The organism is Thermococcus sp. JCM 11816, from assembly GCF_055396515.1.
The window spans coordinates 488,391-513,588 of the sequence record NZ_AP043741.1 but is presented as its reverse complement, the minus strand read 5'-3'; the positions used below and the strand labels follow the sequence as shown (position 1 = coordinate 513,588).

The window sequence follows — 25,198 nt, the reverse complement described above, 5'->3', positions numbered from 1 at the left end:
ACGGGCATTTGCCGACTTTGGATAACCTTTTTATTGCTGGAAACTCAACGTTAAAATGGTGATTCTTATGGAAGATCCCTACATCTGGATGGAGAACCTTCAGGATGAGCGCGTTCTGAAGCTCGTCGAGGAAGAAAACAGGCGTTTTAGGGAATTCATCGGGAAGCTGAGCGACGAGCTGTTCCCGGAGGTATGGGAGCTGTATTCGCTTCCAACTCTCCACAGTGCCAGACTCACGGAGAAAGGCGTCATTGCGATGTTCAAGGAGAAGGATAGGCAGGTAATAAGGTGGCTTAATGGCGATGTCATAGTTGACTCGAAGGCCCTTGAGGCTGAAATCGGCGATGAAGTTCTTCTTCAGGGATTTACTGCCGACGGGAAGGGCAAAAGGCTCGCATACAGCTTCTCAATCGGCGGGGCGGACGAGGGCGTCACGAGGATAATTGACCTTGAGAGCGGCGAGCTCATAGATGAACTCAGGCCCTCTGTGTGGAACGTAACCTTCCTAGAGAACGGCTACTACTTCTCGCGCTTTTACAGGAACGGGGAGACTCCAGACGGAGTCAAAGCTCCAGCTGTAAGGCTTTTCTGGAAGGACGAATCAGGAGAGAGAATGGTTTTTGGCCAGGGTCTCGGTTCGGGCTACTTCATGGGGCTCAGAAAGAGCACCGACGGGAAGTGGGCGATGCTAACAGTGACCTTTGGCTGGAACAGGGCCGATATCTACATAGGGCCAATTGAAGCCCCAGACCGCTGGGAGACGGTTTACTCCGCGGACGTTCCGGCGGAGCCCATTGACGTCGTAAACGGCAGACTCTACATCCTAACGAGGGAAGGGAAAGGTTTAGGCAAGGTTATTGCGATAGAGGGCGAGAAAACCATCGAAGTCGTTCCAGAGGGCGAGTTCCCGCTCGAGTGGGCCGTGATTGTTGGTGACAGAATCCTCGCGGGTAGGCTCGTCCACGCGAGCCACAGGCTCGAAGTCTATTCGCTCAACGGTGAGAAGCTCGATGAGATTGCCTTCGACCTTCCCGGAAGTGTCTACCCCCTTGATTCTGATGGCAAAAAAGCCCTCCTCCGCTACGAGAGCTTTACGGTTCCCTACAGGCTCTACCAGTTTGACGGCGAGCTGAAGCTCATTGGGAAGCAAGAGGTCGAAGGGAAGTTCACGGTTGAAGAGGACTTTGCAACCTCAAAGGATGGGACGAAGATTCACTACTTCCACGTCAAGGGTGAGAAGGACGATAAAAAGGTCTGGGTCTTCGGATACGGCGGATTCAACATCTCGCTCACCCCGAGGTTTTTCCCGCAGGCGATTCCTTTCATAAGGCGCGGTGGAACCTTTGCAATGGCCAACCTGCGTGGGGGTAGTGAATACGGCGAGGAGTGGCACAGGGCGGGAATGAGGGAGAACAAGCAGAACGTCTTCGATGATTTTATAGCAGTCCTTGAGAAGCTCAAGAAAGAGGGCTACCGTATCGCCGCATGGGGTAGGAGCAACGGCGGTCTGCTCGTCTCAGCTACTCTCACTCAGAGGCCAGACGTAATGGACGCGGCCCTGATTGGGTATCCCGTCATTGACATGCTCCGTTTCCACAAGCTCTACATCGGCAGCGTTTGGATCCCAGAATACGGAAACCCAGACGACCCGAAGGACAGGGAGTTCCTGCTGAAGTACTCTCCCTACCACAACGTTGACCCGAACAAGCGCTACCCGCCAACGCTCATCTACACAGGTTTACACGACGATAGGGTCCATCCTGCTCACGCCCTCAAGTTCTTCATGAAGCTGAGGGAAGTTGGAGCACCGGTCTATCTCAGAGTTGAGACGAAGAGCGGGCACATGGGCGCATCGCCGGAGACGAGGGCGAGGGAGCTTACTGATTTGCTGGCCTTTGTCGTTAAGACGTTCGGATGAACTGCGGTGCGAACTTAATTTACCTGATCTTTGTTTTTCTTTTCCACTTCTAAAGTGCTGTAAAACATTGGAAAAACTGGCAAAAACTATCCTAATGCAACGTTCAGCAGTTGTAGCAGAGCATTGCCGCCCTCTTCAGCAGTATGACACGGTGGAGCTTGCCGTTGATTATTCTGGCATTGGATATTTTATTCAGGTGATGAATCCGCTTCCTCTCAAGCGCCACCAGATTGAGCTCGCGGAGAACCTTAACGAAGTCCTCCCAGCGGATTTTCAGCCACTTGGAGTACTCGTCGAAAAGCTCCTTCTCGACTACCCTGTAAACTTTCCCGTCCACCATGTAGCGGGTGGCCCTCTTCGGCAGTTCCTTCCTCAGGCGCCAGCGGGCGTGGAGGGGCTCCTGCATCTCATAGACGGCCTCGTCCATGGACTTGCCCTCTACCATCATCTTGAGGATTATTCCGAGGATTCTGTTTATCCTGTCTGGGACACCAACGACGTCTCCCCTCAGGACTATTTTCCTTCTCCTAACCTTAATGCCAGTACTCTCCAGCTCTTCGCCGATTTTTGGGGTTGTCTTTTTCTTGTTCCCGCCGGTATCGACGATGCCTCCGATTATGAACGCCTTAACGTCAAAGTCCTTCTCGCTCAGGACTTCTTCCGCCCAGGGATCGAGCAGGACAACTTCATTGATACCCTTCTCCTTGAGAAACTCCGAAGTAGGGCCCCCATGGGTCGTTATCCTGTCCAGCGGGCCGTGGAACATCTCCCTGAACTCTTCGTTCGCCCAGGTGACGGCCAGTTCACTTCCCGTGAAGTAGTCCCTCAAAAGGCCGTAGCTCTGGTTCACCTGGAGGCAGATTTTGCCCTTTTCCTTTTGGGTGTGCTTGTCCCAGTGGTAGAGGTCGATTATGAAGTACGGCCAGTCCGGGAGCTTTTCCCTCAGCTCCTCGGGTGTGAGAACGGGTTCAAACTTCTCCCTCATGCAGAGGGGGGCGTAGGCGTAGTAAGAGCCATCAACCCTGTTTCCGTTTAAATCCCATGCAACGGCTGTTTTCTCCGGAACCCTGAAGACGGCACCCTTCCCGTGGACTATCTCAATCGCTATGTCCTGGAGCTTGTTTTTTGATTTCCTGAAGCGCTTTGACAGCGTTCCTATGCTGGATATGCCTTTTTCCTTAAGCGCCTCTCTGAAAACATCTGCGAGGGTCTTCATGGGCATCGCTTTCGGCTTATGAGAACGGTTAAAAAGATTTCCGTCCAGCTTGGGATTACTGCCTCTAATGCAGTGGTGCTCAATCAGTGGTACCAGACCCGAAAGATTTTTAAACGGTCTTCCTTCCCTAATATCGAGCCCCGGTGGTGTAGCCCGGTCAAACATGCGGGCCTTTCGAGCCCGCGCCCCGGGTTCAAATCCCGGCCGGGGCACCAGAATTCTTCTAATTGGTACAAACTCATGACTGAAAAGTTAACCTTCAGAACTTTTCTCCAAGGTGCAGTTACCAGCTTCCCGGGTGTTTTTTTCAGTTATGGCCATGCAAAGATTTATAAAACGTCTCCAGGAAAACACTCCAGTCCGCGAATAGCGATAATCCTGAGGTGATGCTCATGGGAAGGACTACTAAGGTCGGATCCGCTGGAAGGTTTGGCCCCAGGTACGGTCTCAAGATAAGGAGAAGGGTTGCGGCCGTTGAGGCCAGAATGAAGCAGAAGCACGTCTGCCCGGTCTGCGGAAGGAAGGCAGTCAGGAGGATAAGCACTGGAATCTGGCAGTGCCAGAAGTGCGGTGCCACCTTCGCCGGCGGCGCCTACCTGCCGACCACCCCGGCGGGGAAGGTCGCCAAGCGCGTTACGGCCTCCAAGGCCTGATCCCTTTTTCATCTTGAGGTGATACTATGGCGACCGCCGTTTATCGCTGTGCAAAATGCGGTAAGGAAGTCGAGCTTGACCTCGCGACCGCGAGGGAAGTCCGCTGCCCGTACTGCGGCAGCAAGATACTGTACAAGCCCAGGCCCCGTGTTGCCCGCAGGGTCAAGGCCATCTGAACTATTTTTCCCTGCGAAAGACTTTTATCAAACATTCAAAAACAAGTGATTGCCATGATGCTGATAACGACGTCCCACCGGCCGACCAGGAGGACGAGGAGCTTCGGCCACGATCTTGAGAAAGTCTTCCCGAACTCACTTTACCTGACTAGGGGTAAGAAGACCATCCAGGATCTTCTCATGGAGGCCTACGATAGGGGCTACGAGAGACTCCTAATAATCAACGTCTGGAAGGGCAACCCGCTCAAGATGACCTTCATCAAAGTTGATCCAGAGGACTGGGGATACCTCGGCTACCTCTACCTCCACGGGATAAAGCTCCAGCGTGAGATTGGCTTCAGGAACATACCCCCAATAAGGGAGGAGATGCCCTTTGTGGTGACGACGGCCAAGAGGGTCGGGATAGATCATACGGCCTTCGCCCAGGTCTTCGCAGAACTAACCGGTGGAAAGTTCGTCCCGAGGGGCAACAAGAGCCTCCAGACGATAGCTGACAAGAACAACACAGACGTTATCGGCGTCATAGAGAACTACCCGCGCGGAATGGCTGTGAACTTCTACCGCTTTGACATAACCAGGGAGCGCCCCGTCGGCCCGCTAATCCTCGTCAAAATCTGGATAATGGAAGACGGTCGGAGATGGGACTACAAGGAAGCCCTCGGCATCAAGCCGAAGGAGTAGCCCGAAACCGTTTTTAACATTGAGAACCTAAACAATCCTATGAGCCGCATGCATTTCTATCTCCGACAGCGTCTTGAAGAAGTCCGAAAGAGGGTTCTCTACGAGAGCTATGAGGCCCAAAAGCTCCCGGCGTGGGAACGGGCCGGAATCACGTGGCTGGCCCTCTTTGCATTCTGGATCATTATAAGCGGGAAGTTCTCGCCATCGCACGTAATTACCGGGGCACTCGTGACGCTTCTGATAGCGATTATAACGAGGGACTTTCTCACCGACGATATAAGGCGGACGGGACACCTCCTCTCGAAGGCAGCCTACATATTCCTATTCCTTGTCCCGCAGTACCTCTTCATCATGGCCTTTCGACTGCTTGAGAGCAACCTGAGGGTCGTCAAGAACGTCATCCTCATGGACATAAACCCCGGGATAGTGAAGGTTAAGTCCGATCTCCACTCCAACACCGGCCTAACTGTCTTAGCTAACTCTATAACGCTCACACCCGGCACCCTAACGCTCGACGTCAGCAAAAAACTCGGTGAGGCCTACCTCTACGTCCACTGGATTGATGTTGAGACGCTCGACGGGGAGAAGGCCGGAATGAAGATAAAGGGGGAGCTTGAGGAATGGCTCAAGAAAATCTTCTGGTGATCCTGCCCTACGCGGTGGCTTTCCTCGTCTTTACCGCGACCCTGGTCAGTTACAGAGTTATCTTCGGCCCGACGCTCGCTGATAGGGCGGTTGCCCTGAACACTGCGACCACAAAGGCGGTGGTGATAATAGCGATGCTCTCGATCCTCTACGATGCCCCCTACCTGCTCGACGTGAGCATAGTGCTCCTCATGGTGAACGCCGTAGGAGGACTTATCATAGCGAAGTACCTGGAGGTGAGGGCGTGATAGAGCTCCTATTCCTCCTCTTCGGACTGTTCATAATGTTCTTCGGGGCCCTCGGTTTGCTCCGCTTTCCCGATGTTTACACGAGGCTACACGCGACTGCGAAGTGCGATACGGGAGGGGCGATAAACATACTTCTGGCCCTGGCCCTCGCATCGGACTTTCCCCTCACGGGAAAGCTGAAGTTTCTGGTGATAGCGTTCACGATAGCCATGATAAACCCGATGGTCAGCCACGCGATAGCGAGGGCCGCTTACAAGAGCGGAATAAAGCCGAAAGCGGTGGTGGACATGTATGCTTGGGACAATCCATGAAGTTCTCCTTGCGGCGATAATACTCCTCTCTGTCTCGGTGGTCGAAGCCGAGAAACTTTCAGCCGCGGTGCTACGCTACGGCCTCCTCAGCCTGGCCTTTGTAATAGTTTTAATCCAGCTCAAGGCCCCCGATGTTGCCCTCTCTGCCGTCGTGGTTGGGGCGATAGTCACGGGGCTCTTCCTCTACACGATAAAGGAGGTGGGGGAGTGAAGCGCCTCGTCGGAGCCCTCCTCGGTTCAGCCCTCCTGCTGGAGCTCCTCAGGCTTGACTATACCAAAGTCCCCTGGGGGAGCTACGCTTACTACTTAGCTAACTGGCGCGAGGTGGGAATACCAAACCTCGTGACGGCTATCCTCGCTGACTGGAGGGGCTATGACAGCCTGGGTGAGGCGACGCTCCTGTTTGCGGCAACCACCGGCTTCTACCTGCTCCTTGGGGGGAAGCGGAAGTGAAGATGAGCCTCGTTGTGAGGACGACTACAAAGCTCGTTGCCCCGTTCCTGGTTACCTATGGGGCCTACCTCACCATCTACGGCTACGAGAGTCCCGGAGGAGGCTTCCAGGCGGGGGTTATATTTGCCGTGAGCGTTATCCTGCTCATGACCGCCTACGGCTACAGGAGGACGAGAAAGCACTTCCCCCTCAGGACTGTCCAGCTTGTGGAGTCTTCAGCGGCCCTCTTTATAGTGGGGACAGCAATAGCCGGCCTTGCCTTTGGAGCCTTCTTCTTTAACTTCCTCCGGCCCTACATCCCGGGAGGCACCGTAATGACCTTCAACATAGGCGTGGCCCTCAAGGTGGGGACTTCCTTCGTCCTCGTATTCTACATCCTGTCGAGGTGGGTTGACCGTGATTAACACCGAGACAGCTGGAGTAATCGTGATGCTCATCGGCCTCTACGGCCTGATATCGAAGGATAACCCGATAAAGCAGGTGCTCTCAATCAACGTGATCTCCCTTGGCCTGGTACTTTTCTTCATAGGCGCTGGCTACGTTGAGGGTGGGGACTTTCCGATAATGCCGTCTAACTCGGTTGATCCGCTTCCTGCCACGCTGATGCTAACGACGCTCGTAGTTGACGTTGCCATAACCGCGCTGGCCCTGGCGATGATACTGCGCATAGGGAGGGAGTGGACTTGATAGCGGTTCTGGTAGCCCTTCCGCTCCTCTTCGCGTTCATCACTGCGCTCACAATACCCTTAAGAACGGAGAAGTACGCGAGGTACTTTTTCCTGGCAGGTGCACTGTTTCCATGGTTGGTCTACCTTCTCGTAGGGGAAAGAAGCGAGGTTGTGGGTGGCTGGCCGAGGATGGGTGGAATAGAGGTCGCGCTCGATACCTACAACTCCCTGTTAGTACTGGGTGAGTTAATCCTCTTCTCAGCCGTTGCCCTGTACTCCATCGACTACTTCAAAAAAGACGTGAAGCCCCTTGTACTGCTCCTCCTAGTTCACGCCGGCCTCCTCGGAGCTTTCATAAGCAGGGATCTCTTCAACTTCTACATTTTCATGGAAATAGCATCGGTCTCAGCTTTTGCCCTGGTGGGCTTCTCTGGAAGAAAAGACGCACTCAAGGCGGCTTACAAGTACCTCATGCTCTCCCTCCTTGCCTCATACTTCTTCGTGTTCTCCATAGGGATTATCTACCTCAAAACGGGCTACCTGAATCTTGAACTGATTTCCCAGTCTCCTCTCTCCCCCGAAGTGGAGGCTGCCGTCGCAGTTGCGTTCACTTCGCTCCTCCTCAAGGCCGGAATCTTCCCGCTCCACCTCTGGCTCCCCGATGCCCATGCCAACGCTCCCTCTCCAGTTTCAGCGCTCCTATCGGGGGCGGTTGTCAAGGCCCCTGCTTACGGCATGGTGCTCCTCTCGCTTCACTTTCCGTTTAGCGGGGTTCTCAGGACGGTTCTACTCGGCACGGCTTTCGCCTCCATGCTCTTTGGAGTGGTCTTAGCCATCATGCAAAAGGACATCAAGAGGCTCCTCGCTTACCATACCGTCAGCCAGATGGGCTACGTCCTTCTCGGGATAGCCACGCTTAACCCATTAGGCGCTGTCTATTACGCCTTCGCCCACATGCTCTTCAAGGGTGGCCTCTTCCTCTCCGCCGGGGCCATGGTGGACAAAGCCGGAACGAGGGAGCTTGATAAGCTTTCCTACAGGGGCGACCCCCTCCTGATGACCTCAGTCCTTATGCTCAGCCTTGCGATAGGCGGAATATGGCCCTTTGTCGGCTCTCCGGCGAAGGCTGCCCTTCTTAAGGGACTGCCCTATGGCAGGGAACTGTTTTACGCAGCTGGTCTGGGAACTCTAACATCGTTCACAAAGCTCAATTACTACCTGATGAAGGGGAAGGGAGGACAGCACGGCTTTACAGTGCTTCCGTCGTTTATGATGGCGCTCACCGCATTCTTCGCAGGTATTTCACTCGGAGGCTCCCCAAAGGCAATGGATGCCTATCTGCTCCTGGGAGGGGTGGCGCTCTTCATGTTGCTCAAAAAGAGCGGCCTGCTTGGAGTAAAGCTCCCAAGGACGGAGATAACGCCGAAAGAGATAAACGTTGGCGCCGTCATTTTCGCCATCTTCCTTCTCCTGTTACTCCACCTCTCTCAGGGTTAGCTCCTTGACTTCCTTCAGACCCATGAGGGCCTTTTTAAGCTCTTCAAGAGAGATTCTGCTCCCGCTGACGTCCACTATCGCGACTATCGCCGCGAGGCCCAGCTCGGACAGCTCCTCGCTCTCGTTGAAGAGGATGTTTATCCCGTGCTTTCCAAAGAGCCCGCTGATCTTGGCCAGAACTCCGGGCCTGTCCTCCACTACAAGCTCGACCTCAACGAGCTTCTTTCCCGGAAGGGCTATCCTCTCAAGATGGGCCTCCTTAAGGTCAGTGTCAATCTCAACAAGGAAGTATGCTCCCCTAACGAGTCCGAGTTCATAGGCAAGCTCAAGGGGAATCTCAATTTTTCCATCTTCCTTGACTTTTACAAGCTCGTAGTGCCTCATATTTGTCCCTCACTTTGTCTCCTAAAAAAGTTTGGCATCTCAAAATATTTAAAGGGAGGAAGCTAAAGCTTTGGGGGATGCGTCTTGGCATTCGACGTCATAGGCTACGTCTTCATAATAATCGCAGTTGCAAGGATTTTCGCCGAGGTCTTTGAGAGAATAGGCTATCCCGGCTTTCTCGGCGAGATTACGGCGGGTTTGATGCTCGGTGTCTTCCTCCATGATCTTCCCAGAGAAGACCTCACCCTAATGGCCGAGTTCGGCGTGTTCTTTCTCATGATGTACGCTGGGCTGGAGCTGACTCCTGAAGAAGTCCGCATCGGCGGGAAGAAAAGCCTCCCCATCTATGTGATCACGCTCGTCGTCATGTTCTTTCTCACCCTACCATTCACGGGTTACAGGATAGGAACGGACAACTTTATCGTAGCGTCTATTCTAGCCGTCGCTTCGGCGCCAATAGTCATACGCCTTACTAGGTTCTTCGGCCAGGAGTTCCTCCACATAGCCCTCTCCTACGCAGTTATAAGCGAGGTGGGTACCCTTGTAATCCTCTACATCCTCATAAACTTCGAGCTCCACCACCTCAGCTACTTTGAGCTCTTCCTTGAACTGCTTAAGGATGCGGTCTTCCTGACGGTTGTTCTCGGCCTGAACTACGTGATCGGGATAAAACAGAGGCTCAGAATAATCCGGGCCCTCCGGAGGCTCCAGAGCGACGAGGCCGTTTTTGGCATGGTGATGATTTTGGCAACTTCCCTGGCCCTGATCAGCGAGGAGCTCGGGCTACACTTCAGCATAGGAGCCTTTCTGGTTGGACTCATGCTCCACAGCGACCTTCTTGGCACCAAGCAGTATGAGAGAGTGCACACAATAATATCGGGCGTGACCTACGGCATCTTTGCCCCCATATTCTTCGCATGGAGGGGAATAAACTTCGAGACCGAGTTTTCGCTTGAGGTTGTGTACTTCTTCCTAGTGATCTACCTCGTGAGGATACTCCTCACAACCGTCTTGGTCTGGGAGAAGGACTTAAAGGTTTCCCTGACGAGGGCTGCGGGCATTTCTAGCTTCGGCGTCCTCGGCCTGCTCGTTGGTGAGGTTGGCTATTCCTACGGCGTGCTTAGTGAGCACATGTATGCTCTGGCCTCGCTCGCCAGCGTTTTGGGCATATTCGTGTCCGCGAGCATCGGCCTCATACTTTCCAAGCTCTCTTCGAGTGAGTAGGCGGAGATTCGAGCAACACTTAAATAGTTTGTTAGTGTACTTATTTCGCCGGGGGCGCGCTAAAATGGACTACACTAGCATCATAGCCGCTGGAATCGCAATTGGTGCATCGGCCTTTGCAGTTTACTATTCCCACGATACAAGTGAAAAGGTCAAGAACAGGCTCTTCGAACTTAAAAAGGAAGCAGACTCTCTCGGCGAGAATTTTGAGTCCCTTAAAAAGCAGTTACTTGAGAAAATAAACGAACTTGAGAGAAAATCAACGACCCCGCAGGCCCCTCCTGAAGTTGATTACGATAGGATATCCCGCCTCTCGGAGCGTGTATCAAAGCTGGAGTCCCTCTTTAAGGAGAAGCTCAAAAGTCTGGAAAAGACCAACGTCCAGCTTGAATACGAGTTGGGTTCCCTCAAGAAGCGGCTGGATGAAGTTGAGAGGGAAGTTAGTGAAGTTTCAGAATCTTTCCTGAGTTCAAGGGAGGAGATTAAGGAGGAGCTCAAGAGGGAGCTTTTAGCCGAGGTTGAGGAGGAGATCGAGCGGCTTGAAGAGCTGATAGAACGGAGAAAGGAGGAGGAAGTTGAGGAGTTCCTGGACATGCTGAAAACAGCAGTCACGATGAACCCCGAGAAGATAAGCGCGGGCCTCCTTGAGGCAAAGAGGGCGCTTCTCTCACTGCGAGACATAGCCAAGGTCTACGTTCTGACCGGAAAGGGCAGAGACGAGTTTCTGGCCCTCAAGGAGAACCTGCTTGGCCTCCTCAAAAACCTGCGCAAGCTGGTTATAGTTTCGGTCCCTGATGAGAACATTTACTCCAAGTTCAGGGACATCATAATTGAAGTAAAGCGCCTAGACCTTCCCATGAAGGATGAGAAAAGTGGTAAAGAGCTGAATCCCGAGAGGAGCTTCATAGAGATCCACAAGCTTGTTTATGCGCTAGCGGGCGGAATAGACGAGATAGCCAGCATGATAAACGAGCCCGTCCCAGTAACTCCAGTTGAGAAGGAATTCTATGAGAAGCTCCGCTATCAGTTCGAAGAGTTGAGAAAGCTCGAAAAGCAGGTCGAAATGCTCATGGCAAGACTGGGGGAAAAACTTCCAGAGGCATCAGCAGAAAAAGACGAGAGAAGGGAAATAGAGGATCTCCTGAGAGACTTGGGTGTGTGATCACCATTCCTCCCCGAGGAGCTTGTCCAGGTCAACCATTATCAGCAATCTTTCGCCGTTGTTTATCTTCGCTATGCCCTTTATGAACCGGGTGTCCATTCTCGATGCGAGAGTCTTTGGCGTCGGCTCGATCTGATCCTCCGTGAGCGTGACAACGTCCGAAACTGCATCCACGATTATGCCTACTATTTCTCCCTTGACCTCTGCTATGATGATCTTCTTGTTGCTTAGATCTTCATCGTCGTAGTAGCCTAGCTTCTTCTTGAGGTTCACGACCGTGGTTATCTGGCCGCGGAGGTTGATAACACCCTCGACGTAGTCGGGAGCGTTGGGGACTCTTGTTATGGGCATCATTTCCTTTATTTCCCGAACCTTGGATATCTCGAGGCAGAATTCCTCGTTCCCGACCCTGAAGGCAACGACCTGGATCTCGGACATTTCAATCACCTTTACACCTTAATATTGGACAGCGTGCCTATAAGGTTACCTATTTTTGAGATGAGGCTTCCGAGACCGCTCTTTAGGGATCTGACATTGTCCATCACTGTACTTAATTCCTCCACGACTCTCTGGGACTGCTCAACAACCTCAGAGTTCTGGGCGGATATATAATCGACTGTGCTGACGAGGCCCTGTACTGAGCTGGCCTGCTGATCGATTCCGTTGGATATCTCGTTCATCATCGATGCTATCTCGTTAGCCCTCCTCGCTATGTCGTCGAAGGCAGCGATTAACTCCTGTATCGATTCGGCAACTTCCTGGGTTGCTTCGGTATTCTCGTGTATCGAGTTCACGACCTTGCCAACGCTTTCCTGCATCTCCTTGATCAGGTCTCCTATCTGTTTGGCCGAGTTCCTTGACTGCTCGGCCAGCTCACGGACGCTGTCTGCAACGACCGCGAATCCCCTTCCCTGCTCCCCTGCTCTGGCAGCTTCAATCGCAGCGTTAAGGGCCAGCAGATTTGTCTGCTCTGCTATGTCCGTTATGACGTCGACTATCTGGCCTATCTTCTCCGAGTAGTCAGACAGTATGGCAACGGCCTTCTCCATTTCCTTACTGACGTTGTTTATCTTCTCAACTTTGAGGGCTGCCTCGTCTGATATCTCCTTGCCTTTCTCAGCCGCGTTAGCAGACTCAACGGTGAACTCGGCAACCTGCTGACTCTGCGTGCTTATCTCTTCTATTGCCGCGGAGAGAGCCTGTATGTGGTCGTTGAGTTCGGCCATTTTGACACTCTGATCTTCGAGGCGGTTTATAAGGTCCGTTAGCGTTTCGTATATGTTCTCTAGTTCCTCTAGTGAATATGTGCCATCCTGTATCTCTTTCATTGCGTCTTGGAGCTCATGAAGGGTTTTCTGTATTTCGCTCATAAGTTCCTTCCATTTCGTCTTAACGTCCGAGTACACCTTTAGGAGGCCGGAAGTCGATGGAACTGGAGCACTTAGATCGCCCTGAAGGACTCTGTTTAGATCCTGTATTAGAATCGTCGTGTCTTCCCCAGCCCGGGGCTTAAGCTTGAGGAGATAATCCCTAACGTCGGCCAGTTCTGGAGGTATGCGGACGTCTTCTCCCCTGCTCATTCTCCTGAGAATCTCTTTCAGCCGCATATACTTGCCAGAAGCGCTGGCTCTTGAATCAACGTACCATGCTACCAATGCTCCTGCCCCGATTCCCCCAATGAGACCCAGTGCCGTTTGGCCTGAGTATGCGAGCGCCCCCGTAAGTATTGGCGGAATAGTGATGAGACCCAACGTTGTGGCTTTCATCCCCACCACCATTTTTGGATGTTATCCAATCAGTGTTCTTTCCCGTACATGCCCAACTAACAGCACTGATCAGCCCGAAGTGCTACTAACTTATTCAACTTTACGATATAAAAGGTTTTCGACCTTTATTTCGTACTAATTGTTTGAAATTTTTCCCAGTATCCTCTTGGTAAGAGCATGCATATGCACCTACATAAACACATACACATAATAATTTTTTAATGGAAGTGCCATAAACTATGAATAGGATTCAACGCGAAATACATTTGTTTTAAATTGGGGCCCACCTAGAGCAAAATCAGAACTGCAAAAGCGGTGGTTTGCGTGAACGAAATTAAAGATCGGGGATATCAGCTAATAAAGCAGGAACTGTTTCGGTATCTGAATGCCGACAGTAACGCCTACAAGGACTCATACCTACTTCGGAGAATACGCGCCAGAATGAGGAAGCTCGGCATAACGGATTTCATGGAGTACTACAGGATAATAAAGAAAAACAAGCAGGAGCTTGACGACCTCCTTCTAACCGTTGCAATAAACGTTACCGAGTTCTTCAGAGATCCAGTAGTCTGGAAGACCCTTGAAAGGAAGGTTCTCCCAGAATTAATTGAATACAAGCGCAAGCACTACGATACCACGATAAGAATATGGAGTGCGGCATGCTCAACCGGCCAGGAACCATACTCAATAGCCATGCTCTTCAGCGAATTCCTGGGGGATGATCTCAAAAGATACAGGCTCAAAATACTTGCCACCGACATTGACAGGGAAGCATTAAACACCGCCATCAGGGGTGCTTATCCTAAAGCTGATAAAGAAATACTTCCTCCCTATGGGAGATCACTACCGCATTTCTCCTCAGATACGGAGATACGTTGAGTTCAGACATTTCAACCTCCTCTCAGACAGATACCCTACGGGCTTTGACATGATATTCATTAGAAACGTTCTCATATACATGACCAAGGAGGCCCAAGAGGAAGTCTTCAAAAAGCTGTACAATTCGCTTGAGGACCACGGTTATCTCGTACTCGGTAAAACCGAAACGATTCTGGGCAGTGCCGCCCGGCTGTTTAAACTCTATGACCTGGTCGCTCGTATCTATGTGAAAAGGAAAAACGTGGAGGTGAAGTGAATGGCACGCGTGCTTGTTGTTGACGATGCCGCGTTTATGCGGATGCTGGTTAAGAAGATACTGACTCAGGCCGGCCACCAGGTGGTTGGGGAGGCAAGCAACGGAAAGGAGGCGGTTGAGAAATACAAACAGCTGAAGCCTGATCTGGTGACTATGGACATAGTCATGCCCGAAATGGACGGGATTACCGCGGTCAAAGAGATCATGAAGATAGATCCAAACGCCAAGATCATCATGATCACCGCCGTCGGTCAGGAGGCAAAGGTCATGGAAGCCCTCAAGAGTGGAGCCAAGGGCTACATCGTTAAACCGTTCCAGGCTCCAAAGGTGATAGAGGAAGTGAACAGGGTTCTCTCCTCTTAACTTTCATTTAGGGTGGTACTATGCCGCTCAGCAAAAAGATACGGGTGATGGTGGTAGATGATTCGGCGTTTATGAGGCGGATACTTAGGGATATCTTGGAATCTGATCCCGACATCGAGGTCTGCTGTGAGGCTCGTGATGGAATCGAGGCCATTGAGAAGGTCAAAACCGAGAAACCGGATGTGATAACCCTCGATATCGAAATGCCTAGGATGAACGGTCTCGATGCTCTCAAGTTCATAATGAGCAAGTATCCCACACCGGTAATCATGGTGAGCGCCCTCACGCAGGAGGGTGCCGAGGCAACGATAAAGGCGCTCGAATATGGTGCCATAGACTTCATTCCCAAGCCGTCATCATCGATCTCGATAAACATGCGTGAACTTAGGGACGAGATTATCGCCAAAGTGAAAGAAGCGGCAAAAGTGCCCAGAAGGTTTCTCCAGCTCCGGCGCAGGAGAGTATTGTCGGAGCAGCTGAAAAAGGCAAAGAAGGTTGGAGAACCCGCCAGAAGGGCGGTTGCGATAGCGGCTTCCACAGGTGGCCCCCAGTCCCTTCTTAAGGTGTTTGAAAAGCTTCCCGGCGAGCTCGACGCCGCGATACTTCTCGTTCAGCACATGCCCCCAGGTTTTACCAGATCCTTCGCTGCTAGGCTCGACAGAATTTCAAAACTGAACGTCAAGGAGGCCGAAGATGGTGAGGTGGTGAACAAGGACTGGGCCTACGTTGCTCCTGGTGATTATCACATGGAGGTAACCCTGAGGAACGGAAAGCCCACGATAAAGCTCTACAAGGGCCCAAAAATTCACGGCGTAAGACCAGCAGCCGATCCGATGATGAAGAGCGTTGCGGAGGTCTTTGGGCGAAGAACAGTCGGCGTCGTTATGACTGGAATGGGAAGGGACGGTGCGGAGGGAATAGTTGCAATCAAGAGGAAAGGCGGCATCACGATAGCCCAGGACAAGGAGACGTCGATAATCTACGGAATGCCCAAGGCCGCGGCTGAGACCGGCATGGTGGACTACATTGTGCCGCTTGATAAAATCGCCGACACCATAGTGATGGCCCTCAGGAAGATACCGAGGTGAGGATTTATGGAAGACATGTCCCAATACCTTGAGGAATTCCTTTCAGATGCCCGGGATAGGATCGACAGCATCAGCAACGCAGTCCTCCGGCTTGAAGAGGCTGTAAAAAACGGAGACGAGGAGGCAAAACGAGCTAGCATAGACCAGATATTCAGAGACGCCCACACCCTCAAGGGAACGGCCGCCACAATGGGGTTCATGAAGCTCAGCGAGGCCGCCCACAAAATGGAGAACCTCTTCGACGCCATAAGGAACGGCCTTGTTGAGGCGACGCCGGATGTCGTTGACCTCGTCCTTGAGTTCATCGAGGCAATCGAAGAAATGATAAACAACATTGAAGAGACGGGAAAAGAGGGAGACGTTGATGTTGATGAGCTCTTTGAAAAGGCCAACGCCCTGCTGAAGGGGTACACCAGGGAGAAAGGGGCAAAGAAGGCCGAGGAAGAAAAACCAAAGGTGCCTTCTACTGAAGAGGGTCCCCCTCAGAGCCAGGAAGCGACTCCAACGGAAGTTTCTGGAAACGTTTACCACGTAAAAGCTATCTTCTATCCAGATGCACAGCTGAGAGGTGTCAGGGCTTTTCTGATCCTCCGCGATCTGGAGGAGATAGGTGAAGTTCTCGAGACAAAGCCAGAGAGATCGATCATAGAGGACGGCTCCGCCGACGTTGATGAACTGGAGTTTAAGGTTGCCACAAAGGCTTCTCCTGAGGAGATAAAGAAGCTCGTGGGCAGACATCCCGAGATAAAGGACGTTATAGTGACGCTCCTAGAGGAGGGAACACCAAAGCCCGTCAAGACTGAAGAAGGGACTGAGACAGCCGAGGAGCAGCCTTCCGAGGGTGGAGGCATAACTTTGAGGATACTCCTAGAGAAGGACGCTCCTCTGAAAGGAATTAGGAGCTTTTTAGTTCTCCAGGAGATAGAGAAGAGGGCTAAAGTCCTCTCAACCCATCCATCTAGGCTTGACATACAGAACGGGGACCTTATAGACGGCCACTACTTTGAGGTAACGCTCGCTCCCGATGCTAACTTGGACGAGATAAAAGAAGCCGTTCTAAAGCATCCAGATGTGGCGGGTGTTGAAGTCGTTGAACCCGGTTCGAAACCACCGGAGAAACCCTCTGAGGCTCAGGGAACACAGGCAGAAGCCAAAAAACCCGAGGTGCAGCCAAAACCAGAAGTTAAAAAGCAGCCTCCTGCCCCCAGGGAAAAGATCAAGATGTCGAAGCTGATCAAAGTAGACGTTTCTCACCTAGACAAGCTGATGAACCTCGTTGGTGAGCTGGTCATCAACAAGGGAAGACTTGAGCAGATAGCCGAGCGCCTGGGCGACAGGGAGCTCATCGAGACCCTCTCAACGACTTCAAGATTAATGGCGGAGCTCCAGGACGAGATAATGCAGATGCGCCTAACTCCTGTTGCGGAGGTTTTCAACAAGTTCCCGCGCATGGTCAGGAGTTTGGCCAGAAAGGAGGGCAAGGAAGTCGAGTTCATCATGGAGGGTACCGAGATAGAGGTTGACAGAACTATCCTGGACAAGCTCGGCGACGTTCTTGTGCACCTCTTAAGAAACGCCATAGACCATGGAATAGAGCCGCCAGAGGAGAGAGAGAAGCTTGGAAAACCGCGCAAGGGCAGACTTGAGCTGATAGCAAGGCGTGAGAGGAGCCATGTTGTAATCATAGTGAGGGACGACGGCAGGGGCATTGACCCAGAGAAGGTAAAGAGAAAGGCCATTGAGAAGGGGTTAATCTCACCTGAGCAGGCGGCGGAGCTCAGCGACGAGGAGGCAATAAACCTGATCTTCCTGCCAGGGTTCAGCACGGCTGAGAAAGTTACGGACGTCTCTGGAAGGGGCGTTGGTATGGACGTCGTTCAGGACGTCATAAAGGCCCTTAACGGCAGTATAAGCGTCAAGACCGAAGTCGGCAAGGGGACGACCTTCATACTCAAGCTCCCGATAAGCATGGCCATCATACAGGCCCTCCTCATCAAGGTCATGGACGAAATCTATGCCGTGCCGATAAACAACATCCTCGAGACTATAGAGGTCAAGAGGAGTGACCTGAAGTCCATAGGTGGCAGGGAGGTCATAGTCCTGAGGGGGGAGATAATCCCAATAGTCTCGCTCCACGAGCTCTTCGGTCTTCCCGATTCGGAGTCCGAGGAGTTCCCGGCCATTATAGTTGACCTCGGCGCCCAGAAGCTTGCCATAAAGGTGGACGAGCTCCTCCACAAGAAGGACATAGTCATCAAGTCCCTCGGGAAGGCATTATCTAGTGTTAAGGGATTTGCTGGAGCTACCATACTTGGTGATGGTAGCGTGATTCTGATTATTGACATAAACAGCCTGCTGGGAGGTATCGGCGGTGGACTATGAAGAGTACATAAAGAATATGGACGAATTCACCAAGAGCGCTCTCCTTGAGACGTTCAACATAGGAGCATCCAGGGCAGCGGACGCTTTGAGCGAGATGCTGGGGCATCCAGTCACGATCGAAGTGCCCCAGCTTGAGATAACGTCACTGAAGAACCTTCCAGAGAAGGTTGGAGAAGACGTTAAGGTCGCTGTTTACGTCGGACTCGGAAACGAGTTCAGCGGGCACGCGTTCTTCATAATGGACTTCGACGACGCCACAAGGCTCTTCGACCTCATGATGATGCAGGAGCCCGGAACTACTACCGAGATAGACGAGATGGTCCAGTCCGCGATAATGGAGATGGGCAACATCCTGATCTCGGCCTATGCAAATGCCCTCAGCGAGTTCCTTGGCCTCACGATAGAACAGACTCCCCCAGAGATCGCCATTGACTTCCTCCCCGCGATACTCGACTTCGCCCTGGCCGACATAGGACAGTACTGCGACTACACGATGCTCCTTGGAACGGTGATAAAGGTTGAAGGTATTGAGTTTAACGAGCACTTCTTCATTCTTCCGAAGCCCGAAGACATGGTTAAGGTCCTTGAAAAGCTCACGGGGGGAATGTTATGAAGATTAGCGAGTGGTACAAGGACATATTCCGAGAGGCCTCTAACATCGCGATGTCCCACGCCCTAACATCGCTCTCCGAGATGGTTGGCGGACCAATAGAGATGGAGCCTCCTGAGGTTGAGGTGCTCTCCAGGGTGGAGTTCCTGAAGAGACTCACCCAGAACGGCATCTCAAACAGCTTCGTGGTGGCGTTTGATATAACCGAGGGACTTGGCGGTCTAACGGTTCTCCAGTTCCCGACGAAGAGTGCAATAAACCTTTCCGCGGCCCTGATGGGAATGGATCCGTCCGGAATGAAAGAACTGGACGAGATGGGCAAGTCAGCCATAACCGAGGTGGGCAACATTCTGATATCAGTCTACACCGATATTCTCGCTAAGCTGGTTGGGGAACCAGTATCGCTGAGTCCACCAAAGCCGATAAATTCCCTCTACGACATCGAGAAAGAACTTAACAGACCGGATTTAAGGAACGTCGACAAGATCATGCTCTTCAAAACGCGCTTTTACGAGGAGAACATCGGATTTGAGAGCTTTTTCTATTTGGTGCCTGACGAGGAGTCCTTTGAAAAGCTCGTGAAGAGGCTGGAGGCCCAGGTGAAGGAGGAAGGTGGTGAGTGATATGGAGTTCAAGAAGAAGATCATATCCATCGTTGTTTTGGGTTTTGTTATCGTGGCAGTGCTGACGAGCGGGATGTTGCTCTATAGCGAAAATAACATGGCAAACGAGATCGAGACCCAGCTAACGCCCCTGATGCAGCAGTGGGCAGAACAGACCGTAAGCGCCAAGTCGGAGGCCTTAGCAAAGGAGTTCCAGGCCTTCTTTGATGAGGTTGAGGCCCTCGGAACCACTACCGAAAAGTTAGCGGTAATCGGAATCCAGGAACTTGAGAGTGAGGGCTACAAGTTTGGCGAAGGGGACTATGTAGAGCCCCTCAACGAGATTCTCATGGAGCACTTCGAGACGGTGGCGGCCGCCGACAGCAGGATAAGCTCCGTGTACTTCGGTGACAAATACGGCAACATGTTCATCTACCCAGAGCAGGAGCTTCCCGAAGGATACGACCCGCGTGTGAGGCCCTGGTACCAGGAGGCAGTTAAAGCAGGCAAAGGAGTGTGGAGCGACCCCTACCAGGACGCTTCAAGTGGTAAATGGGTGGTAACCTACGCAGTGCCCATCTACCGCAACGGCGAGCTGATAGGCGTCATAGGCCTCGACGTGTTCATAGACACTCTCGTTAACGAGATAAAGAGCGTTAAGGTGGGAGAAACCGGCTACGCCTACGTCGTCAACGAGGATGGCCTCATAATAGCTCACCCAAACGAGCAGTACGTCATGAAGCTCAACGTCTTTGAGCAGGAGAGTCTCAAGCCAATAGCAGACATAGTCAGGAGCGGAAAGGACAGTGGGGTTGTGACGTACGAGTGGCAGGGGGTTAAGGCCACCGCTGCCGGTTACAAGATACCCAGTACGGGCTGGTACGTCTTCACTAAGGTCCCAACCGCAGAAGTTACTGAGGGTGTCATGGCCGTCATCAGAACTGTGCAGGACAATACTCAGAAAACAACGTACATGATGATAGTCCTTCTCCTCGCGATATCAACGGTGATAGTTCTGGCTGCCTACAGACTTATCAGCACCTCTCTCATGCCGCTCGTCGCGCTCGGTGCCGCGGCCCAGGCTCTCGCTGAAGGTAAGCTCAGCGAGGTCAAGGAGAAGCTCAGGGGAATACAGTATCTTGAGGAAGATGAGATTGGAATGCTCATCAAAGCGTTCGAGTCCGTATCCAAGGACATGGTTGGAACACTGCAGGGAATAGCGGAGAAGCTTGAGCGTCTTGCCGAAGGTGATCTGAGCAACGGCCTCAGCGTCGAGGCAAAAGGTGAGCTGAGGGAGATCATAGAGGACGTAAAGGACATGAGCACCAAGATGAGGGAGCTTCTCGGCAACATCGTCGGCCTCACCGAGAAGCTTGAGAAGCACGCAAACATGCTTGCCCAGGTTGCGAATGATGTTACTGAGGCGATTAATCAGGTGAATGAGGCGGTACAACAGGTTAGTATTGAGGCGCAGAGGCAGCAGGAGAACATTAACGAGATTACTGAGGGCATGCGGCTTGTTGCTGATATGAGTGAGGAGAGCGTTAGGGCCATGGAGGAGTTCGAGGGTGCTGTCAACGAGGTTGTTCACATTGCTGACGAAGGCAGGCAGAAGGGTGAAGTCTCGGCACAGCAGATTCAGAGCATTCAGGAGATGATGGGTAACATAGAGGCCGCAGTCAACAGGGTTAATGAGATGAGCAGGAGTATTGAGGAGATTACGAATGTTATTACTGGTATCGCCGAGCAGACTAATCTCTTAGCCTTGAACGCGGCTATTGAAGCAGCAAGAGCGGGAGAGGCTGGTAGGGGCTTTGCAGTTGTCGCGCAAGAGATCAGGAATTTGGCCGAGGAGAGCAAGAAGGCTGCGGATAATATTAAGGAGATTATTGGCAGGATGACTGATGAGATCAAAGATGCTGTTAACGCCACGCAGAGGGGTGTGAGTGTTGTTAGTGAGTCGTCGGAGACTCTTAGAGAAACCACGGAGTACTTGACGAACATTGCCGAGTTGATTAGTGATACTGGTGCTAGGTTGGGTCACGTGAAGGAGCAGATTCTTAGGACGCAGGAAGAGGTTGATAAGGCTCTGAAAGCCTTGGAGAATCTCGCTGCCTCTGCTGAGGAGACAACTGCTTCAGCTGAGGAAGTCAGCTCCGCCGTCGAAGAACAGACGGCAGCCATTGAGGAGCTTAAGAGGGCAGCCGACGAACTCAAGAAGATCGTTGACGAGCTCCGTAGGCAGACGAGCAACTTTAGGCTCTGAGATCTCCCTTCATCCTTTTATTGTTTGAACGGTGGTGACAAGAGTGGAGGTCAAGGTCGGCATCGGGGACTACGCAGTGGCTAAGAAGACCGGGATAATAAGCACGTACGGGCTAGGTTCCTGCGTGGGCATCACCCTATACGACCGTCTGAACAGGGTAGGCGGCCTGCTTCACGCGCTCCTCCCTGAGAGCGCCCGCTACGGTGGCAGAGGAAACCCAGCAAAGTACGTGGACACCGGGCTGGAGCTCCTGATAAAGGATATGATGAAGCTGGGTGCATCGCCGAGAAGGCTTGAGGCAAAGCTCTTCGGGGGGGCGCACATGTTCACCAACGTCAGCAACGAGAACCTAATGGTAGGGAAGAAGAACGTTGAAGTTGCAAAGAGGGAGCTCAAAAAACGCGGTATAAGGCTGGTCGCTGAAGACACTGGTGGAAAGGGTGGAAGAACCATATACCTGGACGTCAGCACTGGGAAGGTTAGGATGAGGAAAGTCTCAAACGGTAAGGTTATCGAGGCCGTGTTTTAGGGGGTGGTATCTTGGACGTGATAACACTGGTGGTGCTCCTAATAGGCATCGTCGTTGCAGTTGGTATCTCGGCGTTCCTGGTAAGCCGGATGATGCAGTCTTACACCAGGGAAATCTACCAGGTTCTTGAGAGCACCATTGCGGAGTCCAGAAGTGTGGCACCAGTTCAAACGGCTCCCGAGGTGACGGAGGGGGCAAACGAGAGCGAACTTAAACTCAAAACCCCACAGAAGACCAAGGTCACCAAAAATGAGGAAGAACTACTTGAACAGCTTAGGAGCATCATAAACGAGAGGATGGGGAAGATACTCGACGAGGCGAAGGAAAAGAAGAAGCGCATACTCACTCTGCTGGACTTTGCGAGGGGTTATGCCCTCGGATACGTCACGGAGGACGACTACAACGCTTTTCTCGTCAAAGTGCTCAACGAGCTTGAGGAGTTCAAGAGGCTCTGGCTCATGAAGTTTCCGGCCAAGAAAGACAAAGAACAGCTTGAGCTTATGATCACATACGTCTCAAAGACAAAGCTTCCGCTGGCTATAAAGACCAAGGACAAGGGTACTATTGTCCTGAAGCACGAGGAAGCGTTGATAAAGATGACTGAGTACATAAACAGCGCCGTCAGCATCCTCGACGACCTGATCGAAAAGCGCGGCGGAGACCCGGCGGTTACTCCACTGGAGATAAGACTGAGCAACGAGGTACGGAAACTTCAGGAGAAAGTTAAAAAACTTGAGGCCCGTCTTGAGGAGTTGAGTGCTATATGAAACTGAAAGAGGATGAGAGCTATGACAATCGCCCAGGTTAGGGTCAAGGCTACCATACAGTCAACTTGGAAGGGATCGACCTCAATAAAGTGGAGGGACGCGATGGCCTACTTGGAAAACGACAGGATTACTCTGAGGTACCTTAGAATGGGCCAGGTAGTTGGTGAGGACGTGTTTCCATTTTCTTCATTAATAGACATCGGTATTAAAATACCGGATGAGCTTAAGCTCGATCCCCAGCTCCCGCATTTTGGGATGAAGTTCTACGTTCCTGGCTCCGGGGAGAAGACCCTCGTTCTGACCATCGGGAGTAACCTTCTGATTTATGATGAGAAGGCCTTTAAGACTTTCATTCACAGAGTGTTTGAGGTTCTGATCAACGGGGTTAAAGTTAAGCTCCTTCTCGCGAGGATGCGCGGCGGTGCGCTCAACATGGACGCCAAGTGGGAGGATGGTACACTCCGTATTGTAACCGTGAGATCAGTTAGGAAGAACAGGCGCGAGAGGAACATCATAGTCCTGACTTCCGAAGGGAAGCCCGTACCCCTCTTTTCCGATATGGAAGACCTAGACATAGAAGAGATAGAGATGGACAACAAAAAGGTCGAGGCCTGGAAAATAAAGCACTTCTATGAGAAAGAGAGCGTCGTTTCATACCTCTTTGTTGAGGACAAGAAGATCCGCCTTTACATTCTGAGGTACCTTCTCACATACAGGAAGGATTACGTTGAGCTTTTAATAAAGGCCTCCGAAGAGTTCCCAACGATCAAGGCAGAGTTCCAAGAGGAGCTTGAGAGGGAGCTCAAGGAACTCGGTGGACTCGATGAAATGGAGCAGCAGGTCCTCATGGCCCTCTACTCTGGTATGGATCCTCTAACCCTCCACGAGATGTTTGGAATAAGTGAGAAAGAGATAGAGGACATCTATGATCGTCTAATAGATAAGGGGCTCCTCAAGCTGGTCATGATAAGGAAGGTAGTTGACCTAACCAGAGACGGAAGAAAGCTCGTCAACAAGCTTATGAAGTACAACATGGGTGTCATGTGAGGGGATCTTAATGAGGAACCCAATAGAGGCTGTAATTGAACTGGAGTTTCCCAATGAGGAAGTCGCCAGGGTGGTTTACGAAAGTGTCAGGATAGAGCACGATACCGTTCCATACAGGAGGACGAAAGGTGAGTTCGTTCTCGACGGAAGGAAGATAAGGCTCAAGTTCATCGCGGAGGACAACTCGGCCCTAAGGGGAACTCTCAACTCCTACCTGCGGTGGATAAAGGTGGCTATGGACTCCATTGAAGTCTGAGTTTCTTCACCGAAACTATTTAAAGCCCCTCCCTTATTCTCACAGGGATTACGATTACGGAGGTGTTGGTATGCAAAACATTCCGCCGCAGGTTCAGGCGATGTTGGGCCAGCTTGAGAGCTACCAGCAGCAGCTCCAGCTCGTCGTTCAGCAGAAGCAGAAGGTACAGCTTGAGCTCACCGAGGCCAAGAAGGCCCTCGATGAGATAGAGAGCCTTCCCGATGATGCCGTCGTTTACAAGACCGTCGGCACGCTCATCGTCAAGACCACCAAGGATAAGGCCGTTGCGGAGCTGAAGGAGAAGATAGAGACCCTTGAGGTTCGCCTGAATGCCCTTGAGAGGCAGGAGAAGAAGCTCAACGAGAAGCTCAAGGAGCTTACCGCCCAGATACAGTCGGCCCTGAGGCCGCCGACAGCTGGCTAACCCTCTTCTTTCTTACAGATTATTTCCGTCAGCGGTGATGACTATGGAGAGCGAGGGAAGGAGAGTAGTCCACATAGGCCTGCCGGAGCTTACCGAGGAGCAGATAATCGAGGTAGGTGAGCTCGCACAGAGAGTCGTGATAAAGCACGTCTTTGATGCCCTCAACAGGAGCGACGTGAAGGACATAGAGGTAACGACGAGGATAAACAGGGGCGAGACCCTCGACCTTGAGCTTGAGGTCTACCTCGAGGTTCCAGTTTTCGTGAAAGTTGACGTGGAGAGGCTGATTGACGAGGCGGTCGAGAAAGCCTACGCGGCCGTTGAGAAAAAGCTGAGGGAGATCGCAGGAAAAGGTTAAATCACCAAAAGGAGCAAATTACACTGGTGTGTGTTATGGATTACCGCAAAATAGCCAAGGAATTCGCAGAGGAAGTAAAAAACTCTCTTGGAGACCTGGTTAAAGATGTGATACTCTTCGGCTCCGTGGCCAGGGGAGATTATAGAGAGGAGAGCGACATTGACGTTCTCATTGTTGTTGATGCCGACCCATGGGAGATTCAAAAGAAGGTTTCTGAATTAGTTGTGATGTACCTCTTGGAATACGGGACATACATCTCGGTTAAAGTCGTGAGCGTCGAGGAGTTTGAGTTCATGAAGAACATCAACACCGCGTTCTATACCAACATCCGCAGGGAGGGAGTTTCGCTTGGTTAGCGACGAAGTCGCC

General features: G+C 52.0%; 31 protein-coding genes, 1 tRNA gene and 1 pseudogene. 29 read left to right on the top strand and 4 right to left on the bottom strand.

What is annotated here, in order from left to right; genetic code table 11:
* The first annotated feature begins 67 nt into the window (after positions 1 to 67).
* On the top strand, positions 68 to 1,918 hold the full coding sequence (locus ACZ5TN_RS02870; RefSeq protein WP_464917479.1) for a prolyl oligopeptidase family serine peptidase: 1,851 nt from the start codon (positions 68 to 70) through the stop codon (positions 1,916 to 1,918).
* Positions 1,919 to 2,021: 103 nt separating this feature from the next.
* Here the strand turns inward: ACZ5TN_RS02870 and trm10 are convergent, their stop codons facing one another.
* Complete coding sequence (gene trm10, locus ACZ5TN_RS02865) at positions 2,022 to 3,134, bottom strand: tRNA (guanine(9)-/adenine(9)-N1)-methyltransferase (protein WP_464917478.1); 1,113 nt, start codon at positions 3,132 to 3,134, stop codon at positions 2,022 to 2,024.
* A gap of 137 nt (positions 3,135 to 3,271) precedes the next feature.
* Here trm10 and ACZ5TN_RS02860 point away from each other — a divergent pair.
* The 12 genes from ACZ5TN_RS02860 to ACZ5TN_RS02805 all read left to right on the top strand — a co-directional run bounded on the left by ACZ5TN_RS02860 (position 3,272) and on the right by ACZ5TN_RS02805 (position 8,466).
* Positions 3,272 to 3,349 (top strand) — tRNA-Glu (locus ACZ5TN_RS02860).
* 177 nt (positions 3,350 to 3,526) lie between these two features.
* Positions 3,527 to 3,787, top strand: a complete 261-nt coding sequence (locus ACZ5TN_RS02855; RefSeq protein ID WP_011249566.1) for a 50S ribosomal protein L37ae — start codon at positions 3,527 to 3,529, stop codon at positions 3,785 to 3,787.
* A gap of 26 nt (positions 3,788 to 3,813) precedes the next feature.
* The gene (locus ACZ5TN_RS02850) at positions 3,814 to 3,963 is read left to right on the top strand and encodes a DNA-directed RNA polymerase subunit P (protein ID WP_011249567.1); all 150 of its coding nucleotides are present in this window, start codon (positions 3,814 to 3,816) and stop codon (positions 3,961 to 3,963) included.
* Between the two features lie 54 nt (positions 3,964 to 4,017).
* Complete coding sequence (locus tag ACZ5TN_RS02845) at positions 4,018 to 4,644, top strand: ribosomal biogenesis protein (RefSeq protein ID WP_464917477.1); 627 nt, start codon at positions 4,018 to 4,020, stop codon at positions 4,642 to 4,644.
* Between the two features lie 39 nt (positions 4,645 to 4,683).
* A complete protein-coding gene (locus ACZ5TN_RS02840) occupies positions 4,684 to 5,289 on the top strand; it encodes a monovalent cation/H+ antiporter subunit E (RefSeq protein ID WP_464917091.1) in 606 nt (201 codons plus the stop codon).
* The gene (locus ACZ5TN_RS02835; protein WP_464917090.1) at positions 5,265 to 5,537 is read left to right on the top strand and encodes a monovalent cation/H+ antiporter complex subunit F; all 273 of its coding nucleotides are present in this window, start codon (positions 5,265 to 5,267) and stop codon (positions 5,535 to 5,537) included. The genes ACZ5TN_RS02840 and ACZ5TN_RS02835 overlap by 25 nt, the downstream gene beginning before the upstream one ends.
* Entirely contained in the window at positions 5,534 to 5,848 is a 315-nt protein-coding gene (mnhG, locus tag ACZ5TN_RS02830; protein WP_011249571.1) for a monovalent cation/H(+) antiporter subunit G, read from the top strand. The genes ACZ5TN_RS02835 and mnhG overlap by 4 nt, the downstream gene beginning before the upstream one ends.
* The gene (locus ACZ5TN_RS02825; RefSeq protein WP_011249572.1) at positions 5,829 to 6,059 is read left to right on the top strand and encodes a hydrogenase subunit MbhD domain-containing protein; all 231 of its coding nucleotides are present in this window, start codon (positions 5,829 to 5,831) and stop codon (positions 6,057 to 6,059) included. Before mnhG ends, ACZ5TN_RS02825 begins: the two co-directional genes overlap by 20 nt.
* Positions 6,056 to 6,301 (top strand): hypothetical protein, encoded by a 246-nt coding sequence (locus ACZ5TN_RS02820; protein ID WP_011249573.1) that lies wholly within the window; start codon positions 6,056 to 6,058, stop codon positions 6,299 to 6,301. Before ACZ5TN_RS02825 ends, ACZ5TN_RS02820 begins: the two co-directional genes overlap by 4 nt.
* Entirely contained in the window at positions 6,298 to 6,705 is a 408-nt protein-coding gene (locus tag ACZ5TN_RS02815; protein ID WP_011249574.1) for a Na(+)/H(+) antiporter subunit B, read from the top strand. Before ACZ5TN_RS02820 ends, ACZ5TN_RS02815 begins: the two co-directional genes overlap by 4 nt.
* Positions 6,698 to 6,988, top strand: coding sequence for a cation:proton antiporter subunit C (locus ACZ5TN_RS02810; protein WP_464917089.1), 291 nt, complete (start codon positions 6,698 to 6,700; stop codon positions 6,986 to 6,988). Before ACZ5TN_RS02815 ends, ACZ5TN_RS02810 begins: the two co-directional genes overlap by 8 nt.
* Positions 6,979 to 8,466, top strand: coding sequence for a monovalent cation/H+ antiporter subunit D family protein (locus ACZ5TN_RS02805; protein WP_464917088.1), 1,488 nt, complete (start codon positions 6,979 to 6,981; stop codon positions 8,464 to 8,466). The genes ACZ5TN_RS02810 and ACZ5TN_RS02805 overlap by 10 nt, the downstream gene beginning before the upstream one ends.
* Here the strand turns inward: ACZ5TN_RS02805 and ACZ5TN_RS02800 are convergent.
* On the bottom strand, positions 8,443 to 8,850 hold the full coding sequence (locus ACZ5TN_RS02800) for an ACT domain-containing protein (protein ID WP_464917087.1): 408 nt from the start codon (positions 8,848 to 8,850) through the stop codon (positions 8,443 to 8,445). The two genes, ACZ5TN_RS02805 and ACZ5TN_RS02800, sit on opposite strands and share 24 nt — an antisense overlap.
* 84 nt (positions 8,851 to 8,934) lie before the next feature.
* Between ACZ5TN_RS02800 and ACZ5TN_RS02795 the strand changes: the two genes are divergently transcribed.
* On the top strand, positions 8,935 to 10,074 hold the full coding sequence (locus ACZ5TN_RS02795) for a cation:proton antiporter (RefSeq protein WP_464917086.1): 1,140 nt from the start codon (positions 8,935 to 8,937) through the stop codon (positions 10,072 to 10,074).
* Positions 10,075 to 10,138: 64 nt separating this feature from the next.
* On the top strand, positions 10,139 to 11,236 hold the full coding sequence (locus tag ACZ5TN_RS02790; protein ID WP_464917085.1) for a hypothetical protein: 1,098 nt from the start codon (positions 10,139 to 10,141) through the stop codon (positions 11,234 to 11,236).
* On the opposite strand, the gene ACZ5TN_RS02785 is transcribed toward ACZ5TN_RS02790, so the two are convergent.
* Both ACZ5TN_RS02785 and ACZ5TN_RS02780 read right to left on the bottom strand, forming a co-directional pair.
* Positions 11,237 to 11,674: a chemotaxis protein CheW gene (locus ACZ5TN_RS02785; protein ID WP_011249580.1), complete on the bottom strand. Its 438-nt coding sequence runs from the start codon at positions 11,672 to 11,674 to the stop codon at positions 11,237 to 11,239.
* 11 nt (positions 11,675 to 11,685) lie between these two features.
* The gene (locus ACZ5TN_RS02780) at positions 11,686 to 13,002 is read right to left on the bottom strand and encodes a methyl-accepting chemotaxis protein (protein ID WP_011249581.1); all 1,317 of its coding nucleotides are present in this window, start codon (positions 13,000 to 13,002) and stop codon (positions 11,686 to 11,688) included.
* Between the two features lie 315 nt (positions 13,003 to 13,317).
* On the opposite strand from ACZ5TN_RS02780, the pseudogene ACZ5TN_RS02775 reads away from it, so the two are divergent.
* The 14 genes and pseudogenes from ACZ5TN_RS02775 to ACZ5TN_RS02710 all read left to right on the top strand — a co-directional run bounded on the left by ACZ5TN_RS02775 (position 13,318) and on the right by ACZ5TN_RS02710 (position 25,185).
* A pseudogene (locus ACZ5TN_RS02775) lies at positions 13,318 to 14,137 on the top strand (CheR family methyltransferase).
* The gene (locus ACZ5TN_RS02770; protein WP_011249583.1) at positions 14,138 to 14,500 is read left to right on the top strand and encodes a response regulator; all 363 of its coding nucleotides are present in this window, start codon (positions 14,138 to 14,140) and stop codon (positions 14,498 to 14,500) included. It abuts the pseudogene before it with no gap.
* Positions 14,501 to 14,520: 20 nt separating this feature from the next.
* Entirely contained in the window at positions 14,521 to 15,588 is a 1,068-nt protein-coding gene (locus tag ACZ5TN_RS02765; protein WP_011249584.1) for a protein-glutamate methylesterase/protein-glutamine glutaminase, read from the top strand.
* Between the two features lie 6 nt (positions 15,589 to 15,594).
* Entirely contained in the window at positions 15,595 to 17,970 is a 2,376-nt protein-coding gene (locus ACZ5TN_RS02760; RefSeq protein WP_464917084.1) for a chemotaxis protein CheW, read from the top strand.
* Positions 17,960 to 18,583, top strand: coding sequence for a chemotaxis protein CheC (locus ACZ5TN_RS02755; RefSeq protein ID WP_011249587.1), 624 nt, complete (start codon positions 17,960 to 17,962; stop codon positions 18,581 to 18,583). Before ACZ5TN_RS02760 ends, ACZ5TN_RS02755 begins: the two co-directional genes overlap by 11 nt.
* Positions 18,580 to 19,203, top strand: a complete 624-nt coding sequence (locus ACZ5TN_RS02750; RefSeq protein ID WP_011249588.1) for a chemotaxis protein CheC — start codon at positions 18,580 to 18,582, stop codon at positions 19,201 to 19,203. Before ACZ5TN_RS02755 ends, ACZ5TN_RS02750 begins: the two co-directional genes overlap by 4 nt.
* A 1-nt stretch (position 19,204) precedes the next feature.
* Positions 19,205 to 21,448: a methyl-accepting chemotaxis protein gene (locus ACZ5TN_RS02745; RefSeq protein WP_011249589.1), complete on the top strand. Its 2,244-nt coding sequence runs from the start codon at positions 19,205 to 19,207 to the stop codon at positions 21,446 to 21,448.
* Positions 21,449 to 21,491: 43 nt separating this feature from the next.
* The gene (locus ACZ5TN_RS02740; RefSeq protein ID WP_011249590.1) at positions 21,492 to 21,977 is read left to right on the top strand and encodes a chemotaxis protein CheD; all 486 of its coding nucleotides are present in this window, start codon (positions 21,492 to 21,494) and stop codon (positions 21,975 to 21,977) included.
* Positions 21,978 to 21,994: 17 nt separating this feature from the next.
* Positions 21,995 to 22,744: a hypothetical protein gene (locus ACZ5TN_RS02735; RefSeq protein WP_232500634.1), complete on the top strand. Its 750-nt coding sequence runs from the start codon at positions 21,995 to 21,997 to the stop codon at positions 22,742 to 22,744.
* A 21-nt stretch (positions 22,745 to 22,765) separates the two neighbouring features.
* Positions 22,766 to 23,791: a CheF family chemotaxis protein gene (locus ACZ5TN_RS02730; protein ID WP_464917083.1), complete on the top strand. Its 1,026-nt coding sequence runs from the start codon at positions 22,766 to 22,768 to the stop codon at positions 23,789 to 23,791.
* Positions 23,792 to 23,801: 10 nt separating this feature from the next.
* On the top strand, positions 23,802 to 24,047 hold the full coding sequence (gene pcc1 / locus ACZ5TN_RS02725; RefSeq protein WP_054840313.1) for a KEOPS complex subunit Pcc1: 246 nt from the start codon (positions 23,802 to 23,804) through the stop codon (positions 24,045 to 24,047).
* A 70-nt stretch (positions 24,048 to 24,117) separates the two neighbouring features.
* Positions 24,118 to 24,471, top strand: coding sequence for a prefoldin subunit beta (locus ACZ5TN_RS02720; protein WP_011249594.1), 354 nt, complete (start codon positions 24,118 to 24,120; stop codon positions 24,469 to 24,471).
* 43 nt (positions 24,472 to 24,514) lie between these two features.
* Positions 24,515 to 24,829, top strand: coding sequence for a DUF3194 domain-containing protein (locus tag ACZ5TN_RS02715; RefSeq protein ID WP_464917476.1), 315 nt, complete (start codon positions 24,515 to 24,517; stop codon positions 24,827 to 24,829).
* 35 nt (positions 24,830 to 24,864) lie between these two features.
* The gene (locus tag ACZ5TN_RS02710; protein WP_464917475.1) at positions 24,865 to 25,185 is read left to right on the top strand and encodes a nucleotidyltransferase domain-containing protein; all 321 of its coding nucleotides are present in this window, start codon (positions 24,865 to 24,867) and stop codon (positions 25,183 to 25,185) included.
* The last annotated feature ends 13 nt before the right edge of the window (positions 25,186 to 25,198 follow it).